Annotated in this window: 21 protein-coding genes and 1 pseudogene; 7 read left to right on the forward strand and 15 right to left on the reverse strand. The window is 44.2% G+C overall.

Going from position 1 to position 25,817, the window contains the following annotated elements:
- Nucleotides 1–178: 178 nt before the first annotated feature.
- From HGO26_RS10675 to HGO26_RS10700, 6 genes and pseudogenes are all read right to left on the reverse strand, one after another.
- On the reverse strand, nt 179–601 hold the full coding sequence (locus tag HGO26_RS10675; protein WP_028760080.1) for a DUF4398 domain-containing protein: 423 nt from the start codon (nt 599–601) through the stop codon (nt 179–181).
- 346 nt (nt 602–947) lie between these two features.
- Nucleotides 948–1,124, reverse strand: coding sequence for a hypothetical protein (locus HGO26_RS10680; protein WP_247651537.1), 177 nt, complete (start codon nt 1,122–1,124; stop codon nt 948–950).
- A gap of 378 nt (nt 1,125–1,502) precedes the next feature.
- Nucleotides 1,503–2,271, reverse strand: a pseudogene (locus HGO26_RS10685) (Crp/Fnr family transcriptional regulator).
- A 122-nt stretch (nt 2,272–2,393) separates the two neighbouring features.
- Nucleotides 2,394–3,092 (reverse strand): Crp/Fnr family transcriptional regulator, encoded by a 699-nt coding sequence (locus HGO26_RS10690; RefSeq protein ID WP_168825089.1) that lies wholly within the window; start codon nt 3,090–3,092, stop codon nt 2,394–2,396.
- Nucleotides 3,093–3,196: 104 nt separating this feature from the next.
- Entirely contained in the window at nt 3,197–3,538 is a 342-nt protein-coding gene (locus HGO26_RS10695; protein ID WP_168825091.1) for a BON domain-containing protein, read from the reverse strand.
- A gap of 39 nt (nt 3,539–3,577) precedes the next feature.
- Nucleotides 3,578–3,739, reverse strand: coding sequence for a DUF3309 family protein (locus HGO26_RS10700; RefSeq protein ID WP_081729035.1), 162 nt, complete (start codon nt 3,737–3,739; stop codon nt 3,578–3,580).
- Nucleotides 3,740–4,024: 285 nt separating this feature from the next.
- Here HGO26_RS10700 and HGO26_RS10705 point away from each other — a divergent pair, with 285 nt between their 5' ends.
- Together HGO26_RS10705 and HGO26_RS10710 are read left to right on the forward strand one after the other, a co-directional pair.
- The gene (locus HGO26_RS10705) at nt 4,025–4,444 is read left to right on the forward strand and encodes a PRC-barrel domain-containing protein (RefSeq protein WP_028760076.1); all 420 of its coding nucleotides are present in this window, start codon (nt 4,025–4,027) and stop codon (nt 4,442–4,444) included.
- A 509-nt stretch (nt 4,445–4,953) separates the two neighbouring features.
- Nucleotides 4,954–6,933 (forward strand): cation:proton antiporter, encoded by a 1,980-nt coding sequence (locus HGO26_RS10710; protein WP_168825093.1) that lies wholly within the window; start codon nt 4,954–4,956, stop codon nt 6,931–6,933.
- A gap of 115 nt (nt 6,934–7,048) precedes the next feature.
- On the opposite strand, the gene fadE is transcribed toward HGO26_RS10710, so the two are convergent.
- The gene (gene fadE / locus HGO26_RS10715; protein ID WP_168825095.1) at nt 7,049–9,496 is read right to left on the reverse strand and encodes an acyl-CoA dehydrogenase FadE; all 2,448 of its coding nucleotides are present in this window, start codon (nt 9,494–9,496) and stop codon (nt 7,049–7,051) included.
- 244 nt (nt 9,497–9,740) lie between these two features.
- On the opposite strand from fadE, the gene HGO26_RS10720 reads away from it, so the two are divergent.
- Nucleotides 9,741–10,520, forward strand: a complete 780-nt coding sequence (locus tag HGO26_RS10720) for a class II glutamine amidotransferase (RefSeq protein ID WP_113939616.1) — start codon at nt 9,741–9,743, stop codon at nt 10,518–10,520.
- A gap of 321 nt (nt 10,521–10,841) precedes the next feature.
- Here HGO26_RS10720 and HGO26_RS10725 read toward each other — a convergent pair whose 3' ends face one another.
- Together HGO26_RS10725 and HGO26_RS10730 are read right to left on the reverse strand one after the other, a co-directional pair.
- Nucleotides 10,842–11,633: a DUF3108 domain-containing protein gene (locus HGO26_RS10725; protein WP_211085890.1), complete on the reverse strand. Its 792-nt coding sequence runs from the start codon at nt 11,631–11,633 to the stop codon at nt 10,842–10,844.
- Nucleotides 11,634–11,848: 215 nt separating this feature from the next.
- The gene (locus HGO26_RS10730) at nt 11,849–12,277 is read right to left on the reverse strand and encodes an MGMT family protein (protein WP_168825099.1); all 429 of its coding nucleotides are present in this window, start codon (nt 12,275–12,277) and stop codon (nt 11,849–11,851) included.
- A 545-nt stretch (nt 12,278–12,822) separates the two neighbouring features.
- On the opposite strand from HGO26_RS10730, the gene def reads away from it, so the two are divergent.
- The gene (gene def, locus HGO26_RS10735) at nt 12,823–13,314 is read left to right on the forward strand and encodes a peptide deformylase (protein ID WP_011789520.1); all 492 of its coding nucleotides are present in this window, start codon (nt 12,823–12,825) and stop codon (nt 13,312–13,314) included.
- Nucleotides 13,315–13,446: 132 nt separating this feature from the next.
- Here def and HGO26_RS22520 read toward each other — a convergent pair whose 3' ends face one another.
- The gene (locus HGO26_RS22520) at nt 13,447–13,629 is read right to left on the reverse strand and encodes a hypothetical protein (protein WP_168825101.1); all 183 of its coding nucleotides are present in this window, start codon (nt 13,627–13,629) and stop codon (nt 13,447–13,449) included.
- A gap of 180 nt (nt 13,630–13,809) precedes the next feature.
- Here HGO26_RS22520 and rhlP point away from each other — a divergent pair, with 180 nt between their 5' ends.
- Nucleotides 13,810–14,655 carry a rhombotarget lipoprotein gene (rhlP, locus tag HGO26_RS10745; protein ID WP_168825103.1) on the forward strand — a complete coding sequence of 282 codons (846 nt, stop codon included), beginning with the start codon at nt 13,810–13,812 and terminating at the stop codon, nt 14,653–14,655.
- Between the two features lie 143 nt (nt 14,656–14,798).
- Nucleotides 14,799–15,239, forward strand: a complete 441-nt coding sequence (locus tag HGO26_RS10750; protein ID WP_168825105.1) for a DUF4274 domain-containing protein — start codon at nt 14,799–14,801, stop codon at nt 15,237–15,239.
- Between the two features lie 80 nt (nt 15,240–15,319).
- On the opposite strand, the gene HGO26_RS10755 is transcribed toward HGO26_RS10750, so the two are convergent.
- The 5 genes from HGO26_RS10755 to HGO26_RS10775 all read right to left on the reverse strand — a co-directional run bounded on the left by HGO26_RS10755 (nt 15,320) and on the right by HGO26_RS10775 (nt 23,602).
- Nucleotides 15,320–15,529 carry a hypothetical protein gene (locus HGO26_RS10755; RefSeq protein WP_168825107.1) on the reverse strand — a complete coding sequence of 70 codons (210 nt, stop codon included), beginning with the start codon at nt 15,527–15,529 and terminating at the stop codon, nt 15,320–15,322.
- Nucleotides 15,530–15,714: 185 nt separating this feature from the next.
- Nucleotides 15,715–16,098: an SMU1112c/YaeR family gloxylase I-like metalloprotein gene (gene gloA2, locus HGO26_RS10760; RefSeq protein ID WP_168825109.1), complete on the reverse strand. Its 384-nt coding sequence runs from the start codon at nt 16,096–16,098 to the stop codon at nt 15,715–15,717.
- A 143-nt stretch (nt 16,099–16,241) separates the two neighbouring features.
- On the reverse strand, nt 16,242–18,413 hold the full coding sequence (locus HGO26_RS10765; RefSeq protein ID WP_168825111.1) for an alpha-amylase family protein: 2,172 nt from the start codon (nt 18,411–18,413) through the stop codon (nt 16,242–16,244).
- A complete protein-coding gene (locus HGO26_RS10770; RefSeq protein ID WP_247651539.1) occupies nt 18,410–20,659 on the reverse strand; it encodes a glycoside hydrolase family 13 protein in 2,250 nt (749 codons plus the stop codon). The genes HGO26_RS10765 and HGO26_RS10770 overlap by 4 nt, the downstream gene beginning before the upstream one ends.
- A 120-nt stretch (nt 20,660–20,779) precedes the next feature.
- Nucleotides 20,780–23,602 carry a TonB-dependent receptor gene (locus tag HGO26_RS10775; RefSeq protein ID WP_168825113.1) on the reverse strand — a complete coding sequence of 941 codons (2,823 nt, stop codon included), beginning with the start codon at nt 23,600–23,602 and terminating at the stop codon, nt 20,780–20,782.
- 496 nt (nt 23,603–24,098) lie between these two features.
- On the opposite strand from HGO26_RS10775, the gene HGO26_RS10780 reads away from it, so the two are divergent.
- A complete protein-coding gene (locus HGO26_RS10780) occupies nt 24,099–25,721 on the forward strand; it encodes an alpha-glucosidase family protein (protein WP_168825115.1) in 1,623 nt (540 codons plus the stop codon).
- Nucleotides 25,722–25,817 lie beyond the last annotated feature (96 nt).

Raw genomic sequence — 25,817 nt, forward strand, 5'->3', positions numbered from 1 at the left:
TTGTGCTGCGAAGAAACTAGCTGAACTCTCATTAACTCATGGTTGTTGGGGCTATGAATTATGAGGGGATCCTACAGCGTACTGCTACAAGCTGCTACAGTGGTTAGGAGTAGGCTATATGCCAGTAGATGGCGGCTAAAACGTAAAGGCAGACCCGATGAAACGATAGGTTTTTTCATTACTGAATTCCTCCTGAACGGCGCAACATTTCTTGCTGCAGAATGCTGATATTGTTTTTCATTTCATTATTGACGCTATTGGCTTGTGCCAGCTCAGCGCGAGCTTGGGCCAATTCGGCCTCAAGGCTCGCCTCTATGGCGTAACGATCGGCGCTAACAGTGTCCATATTGAGTAATGCGCTGCTTGCAGATTGAAGTTTAAGTCTGGCCTGTGCCAGTTCATTTGAGGCATATTGGCCGACTCTTGCTTGCTCTGCGCGGGCAATGGTGTGTTCAGCTCGTTCCATTTCTGCGGTCTTAGTCAATGGCGTTGAACTGCAGCCCACGAGCGCTGTTGCAATACAACCTGCTAATAAGAAGTGTTTGGCTCGCTGCAGACCGATTGAATATTGCTGTGGTTGTTGATTTTTATTGATGTTCATTTGAAATTCCTTTCTCGGAAACAGTGTTCAGAGTGTGGTCTTTAGGTTTGTTATTCCACCATGCACAGTTAAATATGCTGGTGAATAGCCTTATTTTTGAGCCAGTTGGTATGAGTGAGTAATTTGACGCCACGGAAATTCATGATCTACTCCTCTGAGTTAAAGAGGGCCGACACAGTAAGGATTGCATCGGCTTGAGCTAAACGCAGTGTGTTACTGCAAGGTTTAGTTTTTGCACTTAATCAATGAAACTTTTCCCTGTTTGTTCGTCACGTCCTAGTCTAACGAGTGATGATTTGGCTCTTTTTCAGTCCAGTTTTCTTCCTTGTCGTTTGATTTAAGTTCTTCAACCTCGCTTATTGTGTGTGCTTTTACTGGTATCCACGTCTTGTTTAGCTTTATCCGCAACTGCAGTTTTGACCATCTGACGGTTGCGGGCTACGACGGGAGGATTGGCTTTGTTGGTGTTGGAATTCTGTGCATCGTTATCGACGGATTTATATTGTTCTGTGAATTTTTTCATATAAACCTCAAGTAACCCGGTGTAGTGCAAGAGTGCATGAACCGTACATTCAGCATGACCTGCAAAATATTGAACGTCTGTGCGTTAGCGCGCATGGGATTAGTGATGGCAATATTGGCCGCTCGGCACGTTTTTTGTTTGCTGGGTGGGTCGATGCAATCAACAATAATTCATTGATTATAAAGGTAATATTTCGGATACTAGGCAGCATCAGTTTGCGCCATGTTGGCGTGTCGGGTTGATGACTGCCTGTTTTGTTTATGCTCTGCAGTACCAGTGTGGTTGTAGTACTGAAGTGGAATATGGGATAACGATAGAATGGCTGTTGTACGAGTGGTCTAGCCATCCGTTATGTGTATTTTTGTATCCACAGTACGTTTATGTTTGCTGCGCTTGTTGAGGGGGCATCAGCCGTTCTGATTCCTGTCTAACGACCGTGTAACATTCACAACAGGTTTGTTCTAGTAACTCGCGATCGACCACTTCAATATTCCCTCGGCTGTAATTGATAATTCCCATGCGTTGCAGTTTGCCTGCCGCATCAGTGACCACCTTCACGGCGTACGCCGAGCATATTGGCAATCAATTCTTGTGTCATCAGCACGCGATCATCGGGCAACCTATCTATCGAAAGCAGCAACCAACGACACAGTTGCTGTTCAATACTATGGTGGCGATTGCAAACCGCAGTCTGAGCCATTTGGGTCAGTAGCACCTGACTGTAACGTAGTAACAGATGGAGCAGTGCGCCATGACGGTTAAATTCGTCTTTAAGCCGCTGACCAAACAATCGATAGGCAACGCCAGCACTTTGCACTACAGCGCGACTCGTGGTGCTTTCTCCTCCCATAAACAGTGCAACGCCGACCATACCATCATTGCCAACGACGGCAATTTCAGCGGATGCCCCATTCTCCATCACATATAGTAGCGAAATAATCGAGTCCAGCGGGAAATACACATAACGCTGCTTTGAGCCTGCTTCACAGACTACTTGTCCGAGTTCTAATGGAACCAGTTCCAGATGCGGGAAAATACGTTGTTTGACTTCTTCTGGCAATTCACATAACAACCGATTGGATTCTGGCGGGAAGTGAGTTTCCGGTGGCGGTCGCTCTGATACAGATTTCAGTTTTAGTGTGTCCATTATGATAGCGTGTCCTTGTTTGGTGATGTCGCTAACTCAGGTTGCAGCGAGAAACACCTATGCTATGTACGGTAGCGAACATAATGGCAGGTTTTTTGAATCGTTGAGTGGAAAATATGCACTTAAGTGCGCATTGAGTGATAGCAACTGCAGCAACGGGCAAGTAGAGCTTGCCGATCAAGAATATGTAATCGCCCACGATTATATGAAATGCTGCCGCGGGTCTGTAAATTGCCTGCGGCCTCGGTAATACTGCTTCGTCTAACACCCAGCATGTCGGCTAAAAATTGATGGGTTAGATATAACTCATCAGTCTGAATTCGGTCGTGACTCATTAGCAACCAACGTGCTAGCCGAGACTCAATGGAGTGAAAATGGGCACAGACTGCATTTTGTGATAATTGGCATAACAAAGTGTATAGATAAGTCTCTACTATTTGCTTCAGATTGGTATTTTGAGCGAGCAAACCTTCAAAGGTTTCAATGGGGAGCCGCCAAGCTTGACCAGAACCTTGGATGAGCGCCTCTGAAGGCACTTGCCGAGTGCCCAGCAAAGTCGTCGCCCCAAGCATACCTTCGTAACCAATCAAACCCATTTCCAATGCAGGATGTTTGGGGAGTTTAGCAATCAAAGAAATAAAAGCCGTTAAGGGAAAATAGACATATTGATATGACTCGCCTGGTTTGCACAGTAAGTCGGCAAAGTTAAGTTGGACTAATTCAGCTTGTGATAATAAATCCGCTTGTTCTACCACTGGCAGATGACGGATTAATCGGTTCTGAATTTGTGGGGCTAATGTGTCTTGGTGTTGAGTGGACATAGCGGTTCAACCTGTGGTGGCATTGACTTGGCACCAGAAAATCTGCTGCAAAAAGAAGGGCCGCAGCATCAGAACGGGGCTGCGGAATGATGGAGATTAAATGACTAGTTGTTTAGTTGCGGTGAAGGTGCGCCAGATTTTAGTTGCATATCGTTTTTGACTGAAATGACGCTGGGGACTTTGCTTGTTAGTTTTACCGCAGTATTGATATCTTCACGCGATTTAACAAACCCGCTGAGCTGGACCACGCCTTTAAAGGTTTCAACATTAATCTCGGCCACACTTAAGTTTTTATCACCTAAAATGGCAGCTTTCACTTTGGTGGTGACCACACTGTCGTCTAAATACTCGCCAGTACCTTCTTTGTTGTATGCAGAACTGCAACTGGCCACGGCGACTAAGCCTAGAGCCAGCAGGAAGATACTTAACATTTTAATTGTTCTCATCAGATTATCCTTTTTGATAAAGAGTAAAAATGGGGCGTATTAGCTAACGCGTCCCGTTAACAGCAATATAATCAGCACCAGTAGCACTATGCCTATAAGTCCACCAGGACGATAACCCCAGTTTCGGCTATGGGGCCAAGTGGGGAGCATGCCGAGAAATAACAAAATTAAAATAATCAATAAAATAGTCGCAATTGACATGGCTAATCTTCCTGATACCGGGGCAATTTTGCACTGGGTAACATGAGTCTGTGCCCTAGCAAATGGGATGTCGGTACGCTGGCGCACTTACAGGGATCTGACGAGTCGATGTGTTTATATTCGCATTACCTGATAAGCGGTATGCCGAACAGAGCGAGTGATTGTAGAGATGCATACTCTAACTTATGTCCAATGACGGACATGTTCAATTCGAAACCAACGTTTGGTATTTCACTTATTCCGTTGTCCAGTTTCATGGGCTGCGCTAATAAAGAGGTCAACAAAATGAATTATCATGATCGCGATGTTTACGGCATTTACAACAATCCACAGTTCGCTTCTCCATCATTGGCACAAGGACCCGGCCCATATCTGATGGGCGCTGAAACACTGATCGGCAATAATGTTGTTAATAATTCTGGTGAAACCTTAGGGGATATCAAAGAAATTATGCTTGAAGTGGAAACTGGCCACGTCGGGTATGCGGTACTGTCGTTCAGTACTTATTTTGGTTTTGGAGAAAAGCTGTTTGCAGTGCCTTGGAAGATGCTGACACTTAATCATGAGCAAAAATGTTTTGTCATGGACATCTCATTAGAGCGACTCAAAACGGCGCCGGGTTTTGACAAAGGCCATTGGCCCAATATGAAAGATGTTGAATGGGAAAACGAACTGCACGATTACTACGGTAGCCGTAGGGATTAATGGTGTTAAGCAGGGGATTTATCCCCTGCGTTATTATTTGGATTCGGTAAATATGTATAAGTGTGGTTGTGCCTATCAAGTGAGTAGGGCCCACACGCATTTTAGTTGTTAGGGATTTGCTTATCGCCATGGTTGACACCTAATAACGATAAAAGTTTGAGCTAGCGTATTATCGAAAGTCACCAGCGTGTATCGCTGATCAATGTCTTCGCTTCATCAAATGATTAAAGCCTTGTCGAAAGATAAGGCTTTTTTGTTTTTCTATTTTAAGTTTAAATCCCTATTTAAGGTAAATCTGATGTTTTCGGATTTGTACTACAGCTTATTTTACTTGATGTCGCTAGATTGCTCCGTTTTCTTGATTTTTTCTCCATAGGTGATGAGGGAAGAGTCATATTTAACAGTGGATATATCGAATAGATAATTTCAGCTTACTGTTCATGCTGTTGTCATCTGCGTCATTAAAGCTAAGCTCATTAGTATTTAGCTCAGTTATCTAAAGGATTTATATGGTTGAACACATTACTGGCATGCTAGCGCTAATTGGAGTGCTATCGTTATTTTGTCAATGGCTTGGCTGGAAACTGCGGTTACCAGCGATTTTACCCTTGTTGCTATGTGGGCTCACTTTAGGCCCTGGGCTTGGATTCCTCAATCCTGATGCGATTTTTGGTGATTTGCTTTTTCCGATAATTTCCCTCGGGGTCGCCGTGATTTTATTTGAAGGGGCTTTGACTCTTAACTTTAAAGAAATCAAAGATCATGGTCGCATGGTGACGCATCTTGTGACTATCGGTACCGTGATCACTTGGGCCTGTATCAGTACGGCCACCTTTTATTTACTGGATTTTAGTTGGGAAATTGCATTGCTCTTTGGGGCGCTAGTGGTAGTGACTGGGCCTACGGTTATCGTGCCAATGCTCAGAAGTGTGCGTCCTAAATCCCAGCTAGCGAGTATTTTGCGTTGGGAAGGCATAGTGATTGACCCAATAGGCGCGCTGCTCGCAGTGTTAGTCTTTGAATACATAACCGTTGCCAGCGATCAAACGACACATGTGCTTTATGCCTTAGGCTCTATGTTGTCCCTCGGATTAGGACTTGGCGCAGTGGCGGGTTATCTAACGGGACAAATCTTAAGACACAACCTATTGCCACACTATCTGCGTAATACCGCCGTTTTGACCTTAATGCTGGGTATCTTTGTCGGCTCGAACCTATTACAAGAAGAATCGGGTTTATTGACTGTGACGGTTATGGGCATTTGGCTTGCGAATATGCGTGGTGTGGATATTGCTGAAATCCTTGAATTTAAAGAAACATTAACCGTACTGTTGATTTCTGCACTGTTTATTTTACTGGCGGCGCGATTAGATTCTAATGCCATGCTCGGCTTAGGTTGGGGTGGACTGGGGGTTTTAGCGGTGACCATGTTATTGGCACGACCGCTGAGTATTTGGGCTTCTGGTATCGGCACATCTCTGTCGAAAGCGGATAAGTGGTTTTTATGCTGGATTGCCCCTCGAGGTATTGTGGCCGCGGCGGTATCTTCGTTATTTGCAATCAAGTTAGAAGCCAATAATGTGCAGGGCGCAGATGCAATTGTGCCCTTAGTGTTCTTAATTATTATCGGCACTGTGGTGGTCCAAAGTTTAACGGCGGGACGTTGGGCACGATTTCTTGGGGTTAAAGCCGATTCTGCCCAAGGTTTATTGATCTTTGGCGCCTCTAAATTTTCCAGAGAGTTAGCGAAAATTTTAAAAGCCAAAGATGTCAAAGTGCTATTGGCTGATAATAACTGGGATAACATTCGCCTTGCGCGTATGGATAATATCCCAGTGTATTTTGGTAATCCCGTATCGGAACATGCTGAAACCTATATGGATTTAACTGGAATTGGCCGCGTATTGATTATTTCACCTTACCGACAGTTAAACCCGTTAGTGAGCTTTCATTTCCAAGACTTTTTTGGTGCTAAAAAAGTATTTGGTCTTAATAATACCGAAGTAGGCAGTGCGCGCCACCAGCTCTCTGAAAGTTATAAGCAACGTTTATGTTTGTTTGGTGATGCAGTGTCTTATGCCAAGATAGCCAGCCTAATGGCGAAAGGCGCTCAACTGAAAGTAACGAATTTAACCGAAAACTTCAGCTTTGAACATTTTCGTAAACGTTACGGTGAGACGGCAATACCACTGATTTACCTGACAAAAGAAGGTAAGGTCGTCGTTGTTTCGGGTAATGATACCGTATTTCCGAATGGCATTGAGCTTATCAGTCTATTGCCAATTGAAGCCTTAGAAGAAGCCAAAGTGCAGCAAGCAATTGCAGAGCGGGAAGCCCAAGAAAAAGCAGCAGAATCTGCTTTAGCAAAGGAAAAAGCGGAAGAGGAGGCCGAGCGATTAAAGCTTGAAAAGGCTCAAGCTGAGGTGGCTACTGAAGATAATACCGCTGATCCACTACAAGCTGTAGATGAGACCTTAGTGAAGAATTAACCTAGGCTGCTATTGCGTTTAATGCTGCTTAATGACTTGAGTCGTGTGATTGGTTATAGGCATTAAAAAAGGAGGCTAATTAGCCTCCTTTTTGTGGTTTAAATCTTAGTGAGTATTACGCAGCACGTTCCTGTGAAGTGGTTGAAACCACTTCTGGACGAAGTTCTGCTGGGTCAAAGTCATCAACGTTGATTGATTTCATACGACCAATTTCTGCTCTTTCCAGTAATTGCACTTCGGCATCGCTTAACACTCCTAAGGCTTTACCTTCTGCGGCAACTTTATCTAACCACATAAATGGTAGACGTTTACCACTGGCTTTACAGACTTTGTCATGTAGCGGTTCAGACGCGATGATGTCGAGTAGTGTTTGTTCTTGGATCCCCACAGCATTGTGCTCAGAGTTAGTCCAGAACTGACCTTTACCTAAACGGTTACGGCTTTCACATGGTGTTTGCATGATCTTAGCGACTTTATGATCTAACACATCGCTTGGGCGTTTCAGTGGACGACCGAATGGGAACATCACCACACGTAATACGCCACCAAGGCCCATAGGGAAGTTATCCAGTAAATCGTCTAAAGAAGCTTGTAGCTTATATAGCGCATCTTCAACTGCCCATTGTACTAATGGCAAGTCGTCGGTTTGACGGCCTTCATCTTCATAGCGTTTCAGCGTGGCTGATGCCAGATACAGTTGGCTCAGTAAGTCACCTAAACGGGCAGAGATACGTTCTTTACGTTTAAGGTTGCCGCCCAAGGTTGCCATGGCTAAGTCAGAAAGCAGGGCAAGGTTGGCACTGAAACGGTTCATCTGTTGATAATAACGCTTGGTTTTATCTGAATAAGGCGCGTTAGAGAAACGGCTTGATGTCAGACCTAACCAGAAGCTACGGATGAAGTTACTGGTCGCGAAGCCAATGTGACCAAAAATAGCTGCATCGAAGTTAGCTAAACCTTGACCCGATTCAGTATCAAACGCTGACTCCATTTCTGCGAGTACATACGGATGGCAACGAATTGCGCCTTGGCCGTAGATGATCATAGAACGGGTAAGGATGTTTGCACCTTCAACAGTAATTGCGATAGGCGCAGCTTGGTAGCCACGGCCTAAATAGTTATTGGGGCCAAGACACACGCCTTTACCGCCGTGAATATCCATGGCATCGATAACGCATTTCTGCATTCTGTCGGTCAGGTGATATTTCACAATCGCAGAGATAACCGACGGTTTTTCACCTAAGTCGATACCTGTGGTGGTCAAAGTCGTTACAGCATCCATCAGATAAGCGTTACCGCCGATGCGTGCCATTGGCTCTTCGATACCTTCAAGCTTGCCAATAGGCAATTTGAACTGACGACGAATGCGAGCATAAGCACCTGTTGCCAGCGCTGCGGTTTTCACGCCGCCAGCTGAGTTTGATGGCAGTGTGATACCACGACCCACAGATAAACATTCCACCAGCATGCGCCAGCCTTGACCAGCCATTTTCGGGCCGCCAATGATGAAGCTTAATGGCACGAATACTTCGTTGCCGCGAGTCGGACCGTTTTGGAACATGCAGTTGAGCGGGAAGTGACGACGACCCGTTTCAACCCCTTCCATATCGGTAGGGATCAAAGCACAAGTAATGCCGAGTTCTTCTTTATCACCAAGTAGATGCTCTGGATCGCGCAGTTTAAAGGCTAAGCCTAATACTGTCGCGACAGGCGCTAAGGTGATGTAACGCTTGTTCCAGGTCAGCTTCATCCCCAGAACTTCTTCACCTTCCCATTGGCCTTTACACACAATACCAAAGTCAGGAATCGAGCCTGCATCGCTACCGGCTTCTGGGCTGGTCAGAGCGAAACAAGGGACTTCTAACCCTTTGGCTAAACGCGGTAAATAATGGTTTTGTTGTTCTGGCGTGCCGTAATGTTGCAGCAGCTCTCCAGGGCCTAAAGAGTTAGGTACGCCAACAGTTGAAGCCAATTCACTACTTAAGCCCGCCAGTTTTTGTAACACGCGAGATTGGGCATAAGCTGAATATTCTAAACCGCCGTATTTTTTCTTAATGATCATGGCGAAGAAACCGTGATCTTTCAGATATTGCCATACGTCGGCAGGCAGATCGGCAAGTTGATGTGACACTTGGTGTTGATTCACCATGCGGCACACTTCTTCAACAGGGCCATCGAGGAAGGCCTGTTCGTCTGCACTTAAACGCGCAACTGGGTAGTTATGGAGTTTTTTCCAGTTCGGGTTACCCGCAAACAGATCCGCTTCCCACCAAGTGGTGCCGGCTTCAATCGCTTCTTTCTCTGTTGAAGACATTTCCGGCATGATGCCGCGATATACCTTCATCAGTGGACGACTGATCACATTTTGTCTAAATGCACTGATATTTAACGGCAGCGCGATCACGAGGAAAACGATCCAAGAGATAGGGCCGACAACATCGAGTGTCCATCCTGCTGTCATCACAACAGCGGCTGTAATAGTGGCAGTGAGCAAAGATACCCGAAGGTAAGCTAGGGCTCCTAGCACTAAGATCATGGCGATGATCCAAAGTAGGGTAGTCACTGTAATTCTCCTTAAATATGACCGAGTGCCAACCACAGGTCATAGAGTGTTTTATTGATTGCGATCACAATTATAGTTTGTGGTCAGACCTGTGTCGCATAAAAGTTAAACCTAAGAGAATTTTAATACAAGTATTTTTCAAACAATTGTTTAAATTATTTGTCAGCTTTGATCATTCCACAAATGTCATCAACTAGTTACAATGCCAATAAGTAGTTTTTTTGATTGATGATAGGCGAGAAATATGTGCGAGTTACTGGCGATGAGCGCCAATGTGCCGACCGATATTGTGTTTAGTTTTACGGGATTAGCACAACGTGGTGGTGTAACTGGTCCCCACGTGGACGGCTGGGGTATTACTTTTTACGAGGGGAAAGGTAGCCGTACTTTTAAAGATGCTTGCCCGAGTAGCGAATCGCATATTGCAAAATTGATCAAATCCTACCCGATTAAAAGTGAGGTGGTGATAAGCCATATTCGCCAAGCGAATCGCGGCTGTGTGTCTTTAGAGAACACTCATCCTTTTACCCGCGAATTATGGGGACGTTATTGGACCTATGCCCACAATGGTCAATTGACGGACTATCTGCCCAAGTTTCATGTCTCGCGCTATCAACCCGTAGGCGATACCGATAGCGAACTTGCTTTCTGCTGGATTTTGGAACAAGTCGCCCAGAAGTTTGGCGGTACTAAACCTGAAGATATGTTGGCAGTTTTCCATTACGTCGCAACGTTGGCCGAGCAAATCCGTGCGTTAGGTGTGTTCAACATGATATTGAGCGATGGCGAGCATTTAATGAGCTATTGCAGTAATAACTTATGTTACATCACTCGCCGCGCGCCGTTTGGTAAAGCGAAACTTATCGATACCGATGTGGTGATTGATTTTGATAAGGAAACTACCGCCCATGATGTGGTGACTGTGATTGCGACTCGCCCTTTGACCGAAAATGAACAGTGGCGCGTTATGCAGCCGGGTAACTGGAAGCTGTTCAGATTGGGTGAGCTGTTAATCGATCTCTGATGTGATACCACTGAGCTAAATAATGAGGGTAAGCGGATTTACGGTTGACTTTGTTTTGTTCAGGTCACTTTATTAAAAAGTTCGAGTCAGTATCTAACATACCTTCTAGCAATCAGTGATGAACCATTAGCGATGAACATTAACTGAACTTAGAGGTAGGCCCTAAGTTCAGTTAGATATAGTTCAGTTAAATATAGTTCGGTTAGATATTAGTTCGGTTGGGCTTTATTCGATATGAGTTTGGCTTTAGTTCAGTATTGTGAAGCTAAGGCTTTGTATCATTGGGTTAAGTTTATACATCTTAACTCAATGCCTTACCGATTAACCTTCAGTCGTGCCGAGCAGTTTAGGCACTAGCGGTTTCTCTGCAATGTCTGCAGGTATGGTTTCTTGGTGCGGCACTTCATCGAAGTGATATTTAAGTAACTTAATATCGAGCTGCTTACTGCCTTTTTCAAAGTGAGTTAGACGCACGGGCAAATACGCTAAGTCAGGCGCCATCCAGAAGAAGGTTTGACGTTTTTTATTGTCACGCACGACTTCAATTTTGACTGTGTCGTAACTGCCGCTGTCGATGTTCATTCGTTCTTTACCGATCACATGAAACTTGTATTCATCGACTTCGTTGTCCTTGACCATCTTATAGTCGAGCACTTCTTTGCCCGCCATCATATCTAGCCTAAATTGCAACTGCACCATAAGAGGATCAAAGATTTTATCATCATAGGGAAACTTGCCTTTTTCATCTTTGTAACGTGTATGAATAAAGCCTTGAGCTTTGGCGAATGCGGTTTGCTCCGTGTAATTAGGCCCGACACCTTGGCGTTGTTGTAAGTAACGCAAAGGACTGAGCTGCGCGTCATTTTGAGTAAATTCACTCAAGATGTGACGCACATCTGTTAACAATAACAGGCTGAGATCGCTATCAAAACGATACTTAAACACGCCATCTTCGGCATTGGGTAGCGTGTATTTGGCTTTTCCTAATTCAATGTCTCCATAGTTGACTTGGTATTCGGCCGTCTGCGGTGTTAGCGGCGTTGGCGCTGCCATGGCAAACATACTTTGAGTGAGGACGGTAAAACTCACTAATAATGTGGGAATGGTACGCAAAGAATGCTCCTTGGGTCGCAGGTTTTCACCTTGTATCACTACAGAATGGTCGGTAGTGGTTGATAAAAAAGTGTCGAGTAGCATGCTTACTTACACAGTTCTGGGTCAATCAGTTGAGCATAAATCAATTATCGGATCGACTGTAAGCAGGTTATAGCCGAGGACGACGTTTCTGTAAATAGAGATGTAAATAGTTTATGGATCAATATATTAAACTAAAATGGCATTGCCATGACTAAAGTCACCAGATCCGGTCGCCACTCGTATTCAGACAAACTAATTTTGCCGCAGTTCACTGTTATCCCTTCAATTCTTAATAATTCCATCTGTTCTTGAAAGAAGGTTGAATTTTTCTCGAAGGATATTTTGCCTTGACTATTGAGTACCCTATGCCAAGGGAGTGACAAATGTTCGGGAGCTGCTTTCAGCGCTTTTGACACATAACGCGCTCGTTCCGGTAATCCTGCATAATCGGCAATTTTGCCATAGCTGCTGACTTTACCCTGCGGGATCATGGCGACGATATGCCAGATTTTCGCCATAGGAGACAAGTCCACTGCTTGGGGCTGTTTTCTCGCTACACTCTGTTTATCTTGTTCAAGGTATTGATACAGCGGTGATTTGTCTTTAGGAAACGATGCCATTGAATTGTTAACCCTCAGCTTAATGGTATTGATACCAATCACATTAAATATCTAATCAGTTCAAAGCCTCACAGGTATTTAAATCTCAGGCGCATTGACGCAGAAATCGTTATTCTCTTTTAAGTCAATGCAACACCAGAGTGGGATACCTGTGAGGCTCCCAAAGGGCGGGTTTCAAAACGCTTTATACTGCGTTTAAGGCTTTCGACAGAGCACCACTATGCCTTCAAGCCTTCGCCTTGTCTAAAGCGCGTTGAATTCTCGCTGAATGAACAGATATTTAATACGATTGGTATGACTCACAAAGAATCACGCTCAAAAACTTTTGCTTGATGAGTTCACGCTAGTGTAACGGTAAAGCGTGGCTTAGCGGAAGATGTGAGGGTATTTGGTATTTAAAGGATTAAGCACTTCTCGATATTTTTATCGGCTAGCTCGATTACTAACAAAATATTTAAACTGTTTTTAGCTTAAATATTGTGTAAATAGTCAAATAGTCCATAATAGCGCCAATTTTTTTGACTCGATGAGAGAAGATAACTGGCATGGCTGTACTCGATATTCTAACTATTCCCGATGAGCGCCTTAAACGTAAAGCGCAACCTGTAAAAGATATTGAAGCTGTTCAGGGATTTATCGATGATTTAATCGAAACCATGTATCACACGGACGATGGTATCGGTTTAGCGGCAACTCAAGTCGGCAGTACAGATGCAATTATCGTGATCGATTTATCTGACGGTCGCGACCAGCCTTTAGTGTTGATTAACCCTGAGATTGTTGAAAAGTCAGGTGAGTTCGTCGGTGAAGAAGGTTGTCTGTCTATCCCAGGTTATCGCGCTAAAGTGTCACGTTTTGAAAAGGTTAAAGTGACTGCCTTAGACAGAACTGGCAAGGCTATCGAAATCGAGACCGATGAGTTTTTAGCCATAGTGTTGCAGCACGAAATCGACCATTTGCATGGCAAAGTATTTATCGAACATTTATCCATGCTAAAACAACAAATCGCCCTTAAAAAAGTGCGTAAATACGCTTAACTTTTGACTTAAGTTGTATTTTAGAGAATGGTTGTACCTATTGATTAGCCGCATTTATAGTGCGGCTTTTTTGTATTTAAAATCTAATCAAGGAAGATTAATGCTGTGATATGTGAACATAACAGCTTGTTTTTACTCTGATGAATGGATAAGGTAACCCAAAATCTGCATTATACCAATCGTATTAAATATCTGTTCATTCAGCGGGAGTTCAACGCGCTTTAGACAAGGCGAAGGCTTGAAGGCATAGTGGTGCTCTGTCGAAAGCCTTAAACGCAGTATAAAGCACGTTGAAACCCGCCCTTCGGGAGCCACACAGGCATCCCACTCCGGTGTTGCATTGACTTAAAAGGGAATGACCATTTCTTCGTCAATGCGCCTTGGATTGAGATGCCTGTGAGGCTCTGAACTGATTAGATATTTAATGTGATTGGTATTATTGTAGGTTCAGTTTTCATCATTAACAGCAAGTGTATGGATACGGTAGGGAAACAAATGAAACTTAAGGTAATAGCCTGTGGTATAGCCTCATTCGCAATGCTTTCACTGGGTGGTTGTAGTGCATTTTTTAACGGTAATACTACTGAGAAAAATGCGGTATCAAGTAGCTTAGTTGAATATTTATACCCTGATGAGAAGAGTCGCCAAGCCCAGCAGCCATCCTTACCTGTGCTGCGTTTACCTATTACCGTCGGCATCGCTTTTTTGCCTTCGTCCCATTGGCAAGCCGATGCAATTGATAGCCGAACTCAGATGGCATTACTTGATAAGGTTAAAAAATCCTTTGTTAAATATGACTATATCGATCGTATCGAAGTGATCCCAAGTACCTATCTTAAAAATGGTAAAGGTTTTGAAACCTTGCAGCAGGTTGCTCGCCTGCATGATGTTGATGTGATGGCATTGGTTTCTTACGATCAATTGATGCAAAGCCACGAGAACAAGTCCGCCATCCTTTATTGGACTATCGTGGGCATGTATTTAATCCCCGGTAATGAAAATGCGATTCAAACCTTTGTTGATACAGCCGTTTTCGATATGCGTAGCCAGAAGATGTTATTTAGGGCGCCAGGTATTAATCAGTTAACTGAAAGTTCAACCGCTGTTGGCGTGACGACAACACTAAGAGAGAAATCCTACGAGGGTTTTGAGCTTGCGGTGAACGACATGATAGTCAATTTAGATGACGAGCTTGCCCGTTTTAAAACTCGGGTTAAGGAAGAGCACGTCGCCACCATAGAACATAAACAAGGTTACAGCGGCGGTGGCAGCTTATCTTTATTAATACTTTCACTATTGGGAATTTTGTCACTCGGCCGTTTAACCATCTGCCGAGAATAGTTGAACCCATTTATCAGGGGTGAGGTGAATGAAAAGGAGTTTCAATGTTTTGGATATTTCTACTTCGGGCTTTGTATTAAGTTCTTATCACTCCTTTACCCTATGTTAAATGGGCTGATTGAAGCATTAAGGACTTAAATATAATGACAGAAATTATTGATAGAATTGTTTATGACATCGAGGATGTTGAAGAGGCGGTAAACCTTGTAAAAACTATCTCGTCAGCACATGAATTGTATGCCTTATTGGACCATTATAATTGGGATGATGGTAATGAGATTCCTATTGCAATTGCGGATCATCCATTATGCGAGTTAGCCATTGCCATAAAGCTATTTTGGCTTGCTGAAGCGATGGATTGGTTAGAAATGAATGAGCTAAATGAATTAATTCCAACAAATGAGGTAATAGAACCTTATCAACAGGAACATTATGATTTCGCGGTCATGCTGACTAAGCGAATTTTAAGCGGTTATTATCAGGTGAAAACTGTTTCTCATACTGAAAAAATAACAAAGACGGCGCAATATTTTCTTAAGAAGCGTGGAGTGCCTGAGATTCTGTATCAGCCTATTGTGGTATGAGTGTAGAGGTATACGAAGTTGTATTAACCTCACCATTTATTTTGTAGCTTCTGTCCGTAAACATTTCTATAAACCCCAAATCATATCCTTACAAAATAGGGCAGTGCGATCAGGGCGATGCCGATAGCGATAAGTAACGCGAGATTGGTGACAAAATAGGGATAAATCATCAGGGTGAGGCCAACGACTAAAGGGATGGGGGCCGCTTGGCGTTTGCCATAGGTGAAAAAGCCAAGACCAAAGAGGCTAAAGACTAAACTCCATAGTAATAATGCTGGATTATCAAACATCTTGAGTTCCTAAATGGTTAGCCTAGGTAGGCTTTGACCTTATCACAGCGTCAAACTGGTCAATCGATTACTTAAACTATTGGTTAAACGACTGCGTCGTTTTATTGAGTCTAATGCTGACTATCCCGTAGCGTAATTAAGCTTTATTCATCTTATTGCTGCGATGTTGCCTTATTTCACTCGTGCTATAGCTCATATAACTCTAAGGGTAAGCCGTCGGGATCGCTAAAGAAGGTGAATTTTCTGCCTGTGTATTCGTCAATGCGGACGGGTTCAACGGTAATGTGATGGCTATGAAGATGTTCGATGGCGGTTTCAATTGATGCTACGCGAAAGGCGAGATGCCTAAGTCCACAGGCTTCGGGATAGCTTGGTCGTTTGGGCGGATTATCGAATGAAAACAACTCAATTTGACTCTTATCGGCCAGTTGCAAATCAAGTTTATAGGACTTACGTGCCTCACGGAAATGCTCTGCAAGCACGGTAAGGCCAAGAATGGTTACATAAAAGTATTTGGACTTTTGATAGTCGCTGCAAATAATCGCTGCATGGTGAATGCCGAGTAACATCGCTTTCCTTTGTGATTTTTAAAGGGTGATCAAATAAGATAGAAAGGTTTGAGAGTATAACGGTTAAAAAAAGATAGCGTCACAGTTTAGCATGACGCTATCGGTCGATTTCACTTTTTAGCTCACCTAGGCTTTTTGCTCGTTTAATCTTCTAGCTCGAATATGGCTGAAGACAGCGGTGCAAGTTGCATCTGAACTTGTCCTTCCCCTTGTTTGACAACCAACTGCGCTTTATTGTCTTCCAGCAAATCCTTAAGTGAATAGGTCCCATCCGTTAACTGCCATTGGTCGATAAGTGGCTTTGGTAGCTTAAGGGATAATGGCTTTGCTTGAGTTTGATTAAAGTTATTCACAATAATCAGTTTTTGGCTCGTTTTATTGGCTGTATTTTCCTCAAAGCGCACAAAGGCAAAAGTGCTGTCATCATAACCCGTTGCATTGCTATGAGTATCCATTGTGGCGGTTTGTGCGCTGCGGTTGGCTGCATCGAGCGAGTAATATTCTCCTAAGAGCGCAGGTACATTTTTACCTGTGCTTAGGTTCAGTAATTTTTGATAATAAGCCCGCAAAGTGACTTCCTTTAGGGTTGATTGTCCACCATCAAACTTGCCATTGTTCATCCAGCGCTGATGCGCAGGGACGCCTACATAGTCAAAAATACTGGTGCGTGATGCATGACCAAATCCTGGGTTGTCGATGGCGGCTTCTCCCACTTCTTGGCCAAAATACACTAACGTCGGTGAAGTACCTATCGTTGCCGACACCACCATAGCGGGTAGGGCATAGTGTGGATTCACGGCTTGGGTTGTCGTGGGCTTATTTGTGTGTAGCGATGCTAAAAATGCCGCATTACCAATACGTTGCTCGTCGTGGTTTTCTAAAAAGTGCAGCATGTGAGATTCAATATCCTGCACTTTTGCCTGATCTGCCGCGATATTAGCTGTGCTGGTTTTACCCGCCATTACGGCTTTTAGGGTGTCGTAAAGATCGACCTTATCGTACAGATAATCCATTTTGCCAAGTTGGATATAATCTCGATACAGCTTGGGGTTATAGACCTCGGCCAAGATAAAGGCATCGGGATTTGTGTGTTTTATCTGGCTGTTGAGATAGCTCCAAAACTCCACTGGCACCATTTCGGCCATATCATAGCGAAAGCCATCGACCCCTTTCGCTAGCCAATACTGGGCAATCTGATTGAATTTAATCCAAGAGCTTGGGAGCTCGGCTAAGTGTTGTTGCCAGAAAGCGTAATGCTGCGCCTGCGTTAAAGTGGCGAAATTGGCTGGCAGGCGAGGGAAGTCATAGGTGCCATCGGGGCGTACGCCGTAATTGATTTTGACTGTTTCGTACCAATCATTGGCATCAGGCTTGGCTAAGCGTGAGCCATTACCAGTCCATTTTGCGGGAAATTCGTTGAATTTGCCGTCACTTAATGGGTGAGCTTCTCCGCCCAGCGGTTTAAGATTTGCGGGTAAGCTTGGCACTTCAAAGGCATGCGCTTGTCCCTTTGCCCCCTCCGAGCCATTATTAACATCAACTTTATCAACAACGTAATAGAAGTTGTTGTTTTTGGCGTACTCCAGACTGGTATCATCATCTTCGCCAAAATCGCGCACGCCTTGGGGTTTATTAACGGATTGATAATGGCGCGCCACATGGTTTGGCACTATATCGATAATCACCTTTAAGCCGTGGTGATGGGTACGGGCAATGAGCGCTTCGAACTCGGCTAAACGGTTGGCGGGATTGACCGCCAGATCTGGGTTGACGTTGTAGTAATCTTTGACTGCGTAGGGTGAGCCCGCGCGTCCTTTGACCACATCGGGATCATCAGTACTCACGCCAATCGTGCTGTAATCACCAATCAAGGCATGGTGGGGAACGCCCGTGTACCACACATGGGTAACGCCTAGGTCCTTGATGCTATTGAGTGCAATATCATTGATATCATTAAACTTGCCGATGCCATTGTCGGCAATCGTGCCCCAAGGTTTGTTGGTTGGATTTTTATTGCCATAAAGGCGAGTAAAGATTTGATACACCACAGGTTTAAGCGTCATAACCTCACTCTCAGACTTTGGCAGTAACTCATTATCAAGCGCCTGCATCGATGTATTTGCATTGGTCGAGACGCTAAAAAGCGAGGCAGTTAATAAAGAGGCACTGAATAGAGCGTTTAAACATAAGCTGAGTGATGACTGTCGGCGCTGCTGGGTTTTTGGCGCTTTGGTTATAAGTAAAGCCACTATGGGAAATTTAGCCTCTTCAGGGCACTGAGTCACTCGGGAATAGATAGGCGATAAAAAGCTCAAGACTGAATTCCTTTTAGGGTTGAGTTTTTGATTGGGTGAGTTGTTTGAGCCTGAGTTAAATCGCTAGCTGAGTAACTCATGTGATTAGAGGTTTGACGGCTAGGTAAGCCAGTATTTAGCTGCAGTCTGGCTTTAAGCTCAAGGATAGTGACCCCTGCGTGGGGCAATGCAAGCGCTTGATTGAGTGAAACTGTGTTGCCACTGATGATATCTGTAGCGGCGCGGTTATCGCCAAGTACACTGGCAAAGCGGTTTACATCTAGCGTGACTGCTTTGTCATTTTTATTGTAAATCACCATGACTTTATCGGCCGAGGGCTGAGTACAGGCATTGTGTTGGGTTTGAGAATTGTTTTGTATTAGTGACTTAAGTGCTTCGGCTTTCTGTTCAGCTGATAATGGATCATTTAATAAGCAGCGAAATTGCACATAGATGCCATCCTGCGGCACAAAGTGCAGTAAATCGCCCGATTGCAGCGCAGGGGATTGTTTACGGTAATTCAGTAGGGTACGGATAAATTGCTGCGCTTGTCGTTGAGGTTCACTCAGTCCTTGGCCGGTAAAGGCATTCGTGGCATTGTTGGCAAACCCGCCGGGAAAATCACTGCGTACAACGCCATCGTGACGGCCCTCGGTTGGGCTTGTCATCAACACTTCTGTACCGTAGAACAGCTGTGGAATGCGTTTGGCGGTCAGCACATAGGTGAGGGCCATCTTGTATAAGTCTATATTTTCTTTCACTAAACTGAAGATACGATTGGTGTCGTGATTGCCTTCAAATAGCACTAGCTTACTAGGTTCTGCATACACAACATCGTTGGCTAAAATCTCGTAAAGCTTGATAAAACCCGTATCCCAGCTTTCTGGCTCATTAAGGCTGGCAATCAATTTTTCATATAGCGGGAAGTCCATCAAACTGGGTAAATCTGAGGTATAGCCATCGGCATTGATTTTGCCCTTTTGCCAATAGGACACTGTGATGGGGTTTGCGGTCCATTCTTCGCCAACAATATTAAAATTTGGGTACTCAGCCATTACGGCCTTAGACCATTTAGCGAGAAACCCTTTGTCGGCGTAGGAGTAAGTATCTTCACGTATCCCCGAAAGTCCTGCGTACTCGACCCACCAAATACTGTTTTGGATAAGATAGGTTGCCAGTTTTGGATTGCTTTGATTTAGATCTGGCATAGTGTCGGTAAACCAGCCGTCGACAAAATCAATATGATCTTGCGCTGCCGCGTAGGGATCTTGCACTGTAGTGCGCCTATGGCTGGTGAAACGGGGGCTGGTAACGCTGGATGTGATAGCGCTGGATTTAGCATCGGCAGACTGAGTCAAATTAGGCTTGGATTCTTGATTCTTTAGCTGCGTTTTTGTGGCATCGTTCAGCCAGTCATGGCTGGGTAAATCGTTGAGCCACCAATGGTTAGAGCCGATATGATTCACCACAACATCTTTAATCACCCCTAGGCCAAGTTTGTTAGCCTTAGCGACTAAGGCTTTATAATCCTCGTTGCTGCCAAAGCGGGGATCGACGCGGTATAAATTGGTAATTGAGTAACCGTGGTATGAATACTGGGCTTGATTATTCTCAAGCAGTGGATTGATCCATAACTGAGTCACGCCAAGTTTTGCCAGATAATCTAAGTGCTGGCTGATCCCTGCGATATCGCCGCCATGGCGAGCATCGGGATAATAGGGGTTGCTGGAATTGCTAGGAGAGTTAGCCGCGACTTGCTCTAACATATCGGCTTGATTGTCATTACTCGTGTCGCCATTGGCGAATCGGTCCGGCGTGATAAGGTAAATCACATCCTTATTGCTAAATCCTTGGCGCTCACGGCTACCTTTAGCGCGCCCTTGCAACGTATAGGGCAGGCGATAAAGAGGTTTATTGGCTTTTGAAGCAGAGTCAGTGCTTGAAATCACTAGTTCAAAGGTTTGCGGCGCAGCTTGACTCAGATCTAAATTGATAAACAAATAGTGAGGGTTATCAGTATGCTCAAGGCTTTTGAGTGTGATGCCTTTTCCTTGTATATCAACTTTAATCTGTTGCGGTAAGCTTGGAAGTTTGCGGCTATACAGCATCAGCTGTAACTCAGGATTGTGCATTCCCGCCCACCAAAAAGCGGGTTCAAGCTTAACGTCCGTCGATATATCTGGCTCAAAGGTGTTTGCATAGGCCGTATTAAATGAAGAGCAAACCAAGCATAAATAAAGTGCAATCATTAGGTTTTGACGGATCATAATGTAAGCCTTTTAAAGAGAAAGAAGTAAAACGTGCTGGCATGATGAATGTTAGAAATGCTGAAATCTGCATAAGCAAAAGCCTGCTTCTTAATTGAAGCAGGCTTTATTTGGGGTAGTTTATAAAGAGTAACTTAACCCTAGGAAGTACTGTCTACCGAAGTATTGGATTGTTCCTGTTTGATGTTCTTCACCAAAATAGGTTTTGTTCGGCTCATCGGTTAAGTTATTAATTTGGAATAAGAACTTAAGTCCATTTTCCAGTGCGTATGAAGCTTGATAATCCACAATTGTTTCGGCATCGAAGAAAGCAAGTTGTGATTCAACTGCCACTTGTTCTGAAACATAGCTACTACGATATCTCATGCTGACGCGAGTATCGAAACCATCCAGAGTATAGAACAAGGTGGTGTTGAGTACGCTTTCTGATAACCCTGGTAATGGAATGGTTAAGTTTGAACCACTTAAATCTGTGGTAAATTCCACTTCACTGTCTGAATACGAGTAGCTGCCAGTGAAGCCAAGACCGCTGAGTGGCGAGGGTAGGAAATCAAATATTTGGGTATAACCTAACTCAACACCACGAATGTAGCCGCCATTGTCGTTGTTGATTGCAGTTTGATATTGACCTTCATCTTTTACTACTGGGAATTCAACACCATTATCGATAATAGTATCGGGGACGATAAATCCATTACCTTCAAAATCAAATGGTTGGATTGTAAAGTTGTTGATAAAGGATTTAATATCTTTGTAGAACAAGGCTACGACAACCGCACCTTCAGAATCTTCAAAATAGTGCTCGTAAGATAAGTCGTATTGATCTGCATAGAACGGATCGAGTAGAGGACTGGTGTTACCCCAAGCATTGTACTTTTTGTATCCCGGTGTAGCAGAATCGTCATACCAAGATCCCATGCCTGACTTTAGCTTGTCGATTGGAGGACGTGACATCACAGAGGCTGCAGCAAAGCGCAGTTGATCATTTTCAGTGAGGTGGAAAGTTAAGTTGAGTGACGGTAAATAATCGGTATAGGTTTTACCTATCTCGTTACGGATATAATCGGTACTGATCACGCCAAGTTCATCAGTAATCGCTTCACCTAGGCCATAGCCAACTTGTTGTAGACCTTTACTGCTTTGATCTGTTTGAACAACACGCACGCCCACGTTACCCGTGACTTTCATATCGCCTAAGTCAAACTCGAGATTACCTTGGACATAGCCAGCTAATACATCTTCATTGACCGAACCGCTTTGGATCATGGTCCAGTTATTAGACCAATTGGCTGTCGGGGTGAAAGGGGATTGTCCTGTTGCCGCTAACTGTGCGTTAATCAGCTCAATGGCTTTGTTAAAATCAACGGAAAGGAAGTTAGGGTAACCAGATAATTCACCGCCAAAGTTGACGACATTTGTCATGTCAGTGTTCATTTGAAGCACGGGCTGGTTAGTTGGGTTTTTACCAAATTCAAAACCATAACCTGCTTGTGAACGTTGCGCATTAAACTCACGTTCTGAGTAGCGCAGACCAAAATCAACTGAAGTTAAGAAACCAGAATCTAACACATAGTTAAAGTCTAACTTGTAGGCGACAAGATCGTTTTGTTGATCGTATGGCCACATACCCACTTCTTTTAAACCCAAAGTCGCCGTATCTGTATAGTCGTGTGAAAAACTGACATCCGCAGGATTCAATCCATGTAGTCTATAGGTGATTGATTCTGCTGAGCGTACTTCATTACCTATATCATCATATAGAACGGCACGCGTACCACCGTTGACGAACTCGCCATCGGCTTTTGAATAGCTCACATCACCTGCGATAGTCAAGGCGCCGCCATTATTCCACTCAATATTGACTGAGCCTGATGTCAGTTCTGAATATTTTGAGTCGTTATCGTTAATCACAAAAACAGCAAAGTTATCATTGCCAGTGGTTGATATGGTTCCACCAGTAATAGAGCCATTTTCGACAACGGGATCACTGAAAGTACCATTTTTTAATGACTTGACTCGGAAGCCTCTAGCAAAGTTTTCGGAAGTGAATTTTGAATGGAATAAATCACTTTTCACACTAAGATTGTCTGTAGGTTGCCAATGGATAGCCGCCATATAACCATCGCGAGTATCATCACCACCTTTTTGCTGCAGTTCAAAACCTTCACTGTTTGATTCTAAAATATTATCGCCATTGACATCTTGTTTACCGTCATTGAAACGTAAACCAATGAATTGACTGGCAACATAAGGTTGGTACAAATGGGCATAGCCTAGCGCCACACCGAGTGTATCTTCAAGGAATTTGCCTTGATAGGCAAAGCTAAGACGGTTGCCATATTGATCGGCATCGGAAATCTCATCCGCTCTGTCATTAAAACTGCCGCGAGCATTGATATTAAATGATTGGTCTTTGTCGCTTTTTAAGGGATCTGCGGTTTTTAATTCTACCGTACCGGCGACGCCACCTTCAATCAGCGAGGCTTTTGGTGTTTTATAGACGGCGGCTTGACTAATTAATTCGGATGGATATTGGTCAAACTCAATCGCGCGTTTACCGCCCGTTGTCACTTGTTCGTGTCCATTAAGTGTTGCAAAGACGAAATCACCATCAAGACCTCGAATATTGAGGCCGCTTGCTTGTCCACCAGTGCGCACTGCGGTCACGCCAGGTAAGCGAGTCAGTGCATCAGCGATTGACTGATCGGGAAGGGCGCCAAGATCATCTGCTGAAATCGATTCAGAGACGGTATCTCCAAAGCGTTTATCATTTAGTGATTTGATGACACTGGTTCTAAAGCCTTTAACTTCAATAACCTCAATAGCAGCTTCTTTTGCTTTTGCTTCCTTATCTGTGGTCACTTCATCTGCCGCATAGGAGTGCATACTGGCACCTGCGGCGATGAGCGCTAAGGTTAGCAAACTGGGTTTAAATCGCATCATATCTCTCTTCCCCTTGGAGTCGCTTTATCGCTTTGTAGAGCGTTTTATCGTTATCACCGCGTTATTTTTGCGGCCTTTTTTTGGTATATGGGCGCTTAATTGACTGCATAAGTGCTGCGTTTATGACCAAATTGTTATGCAACGGTGAAGATACTACTCCCGAGTTTCTTAGCTGAACAACAGAGTGCATACGTATTCAATACCTAGCAGAGTTAAGAATAGACTGTGATAGAGGGTGAACTCAGGGAATAAAATGATTTTATTTTGCAATCAAGTGACTGTTAATAAAAAGTAAATTTCATTGTGATGTCATGTGACTATTGGCTGCATCTTCTGCATACGTATGCAGGTGTATTGAACCTTATTTCCCTCTTCACGTATGCTCGGTAACACAAAAGAAGCCGCGATGACTTTACTCTGCAGTAACAAAACGATAACTGTTTGCTTGAGTGTGTCAGGGAAAGTTCGCTGTAGAATAATGATAAAAGGGGCAACAATGAGTGAGTTAACGTGGTGGCGTGGTGCAGTGATTTACCAAATTTATCCGCGTAGCCTTTTAGATACCAATGGCGACGGCGTCGGGGATTTACGCGGCATTATCATAAAGCTGGATTACATTGCGAGTCTCAATGTCGACGCCATCTGGATTTCACCTTTCTTTAAATCTCCTATGGCAGATTTTGGCTACGACATCAGTGATTACCGTGAAGTTGACCCTCTTTTTGGCACTATGCATGATTTCGATGAATTGATTGAAAAAGCCCACGGTTTAGGTATTAAGGTCATTATTGATCAAGTATTAAGTCATACCTCGGACCAACATGCGTGGTTTATCGAGAGCCGCGAAAACCGTACGAATCCCAAGGCGGATTGGTATGTGTGGGCCGATCCTAAGGAAGACGGTACAGCGCCTAACAACTGGCTCGCGATTTTTGGCGGTTGTGCTTGGGAGTGGGAACCGCGCAGACAGCAATACTATTTACATAACTTCCTGCGTAGTCAGCCCGATATTAATTTCCATCATCCCGAAGTGCGCCAAGCTGTGCTGGATAACGTTGAATTTTGGCTTAAAAAGGGGGTAGATGGCTTCCGCTTAGATGCCATTACCTTTTGTTATCACGATGAACTGCTCAGGGATAATCCGGCAAAACCTAAGGATAAACGTCAGGGCCGTGGTTTCAGTGAAGATAACCCTTACGCATATCAATACCATTACTACAATAATGACCGTCCGCAAACCATCGCTTTTATTGAAGATTTACGAAAGCTCATCAATCGCTATCCAGAAGCGGTGACCTTAGGCGAAGTCTCTGCCGAAGATTCTTTGGCTGTAATGGCTGCCTACACTAAGGGCGAAGATCGCCTGCATATGGCCTACAGTTTTGAGCTGCTGACTGATGATTACAGCGCAAGTTATATTCGCCAAACCGTAGAGGCTTTGGAAGCGAGCATAGGTGATGGCTGGCCATGTTGGGCTATCGGCAATCATGATGTGCAGCGCGTAGCGAGTCGTTGGGGGCAAGGTAAACAGAATTCAGACATGGTCAAAATGCTCAATGCCATGCTAAGTTCGCTGCGCGGCAGTATATGTAGTTATCAAGGTGAAGAACTCGGTCTAACTGAGGCGCCAATTGAATATCATGAGCTGCAAGATCCCTTTGGCAAAACATTTTGGCCTATGTTTAAGGGGCGTGATGGTTGCCGTACGCCAATGCCGTGGCAGCAAGGCGCTGACTTTAGTGGCTTTAGTGATGTTTCTCCTTGGCTGCCAATTGCACCTGCGCACCAAGCGTTAGCTGTGGATGTACAAGAATCTGATGCTGATTCCATGCTCAACGGTTATCGACGTTTTCTGGCTTGGCGTAAGTTACACCCAGTGTTAGTTGAAGGTGATATTAAATTTGTTGATACAAAGGAGCCCATTTTGGCCTTTGTTCGCACCTTAGGCGATATAAAAGTGTTCGTGGGATTCAATTTAGGTGATACCGAGGTCGAGTTTGATTTCTCTGCATTTGAAATCAGTGAACCGCTGACGGGACACGGCCTTAAAACCGCACAAATAGAAAACAATCAGCTGAAGTTTTCGGCATTTACCAGCTTTTATGCAATGTTAAAGTGAAAATGATTCATTTTTATTCGGTTGAAGTGTTATAGATACGGGATCCCAAGCCCACAGTTCGATATAAACCCGCCCACGGGCACCATGGGGAATGTA

Source organism: Shewanella oncorhynchi (genome assembly GCF_012584455.1).
In the GTDB taxonomy this organism is placed as follows: Bacteria; Pseudomonadota; Gammaproteobacteria; order Enterobacterales; family Shewanellaceae; genus Shewanella; species Shewanella oncorhynchi.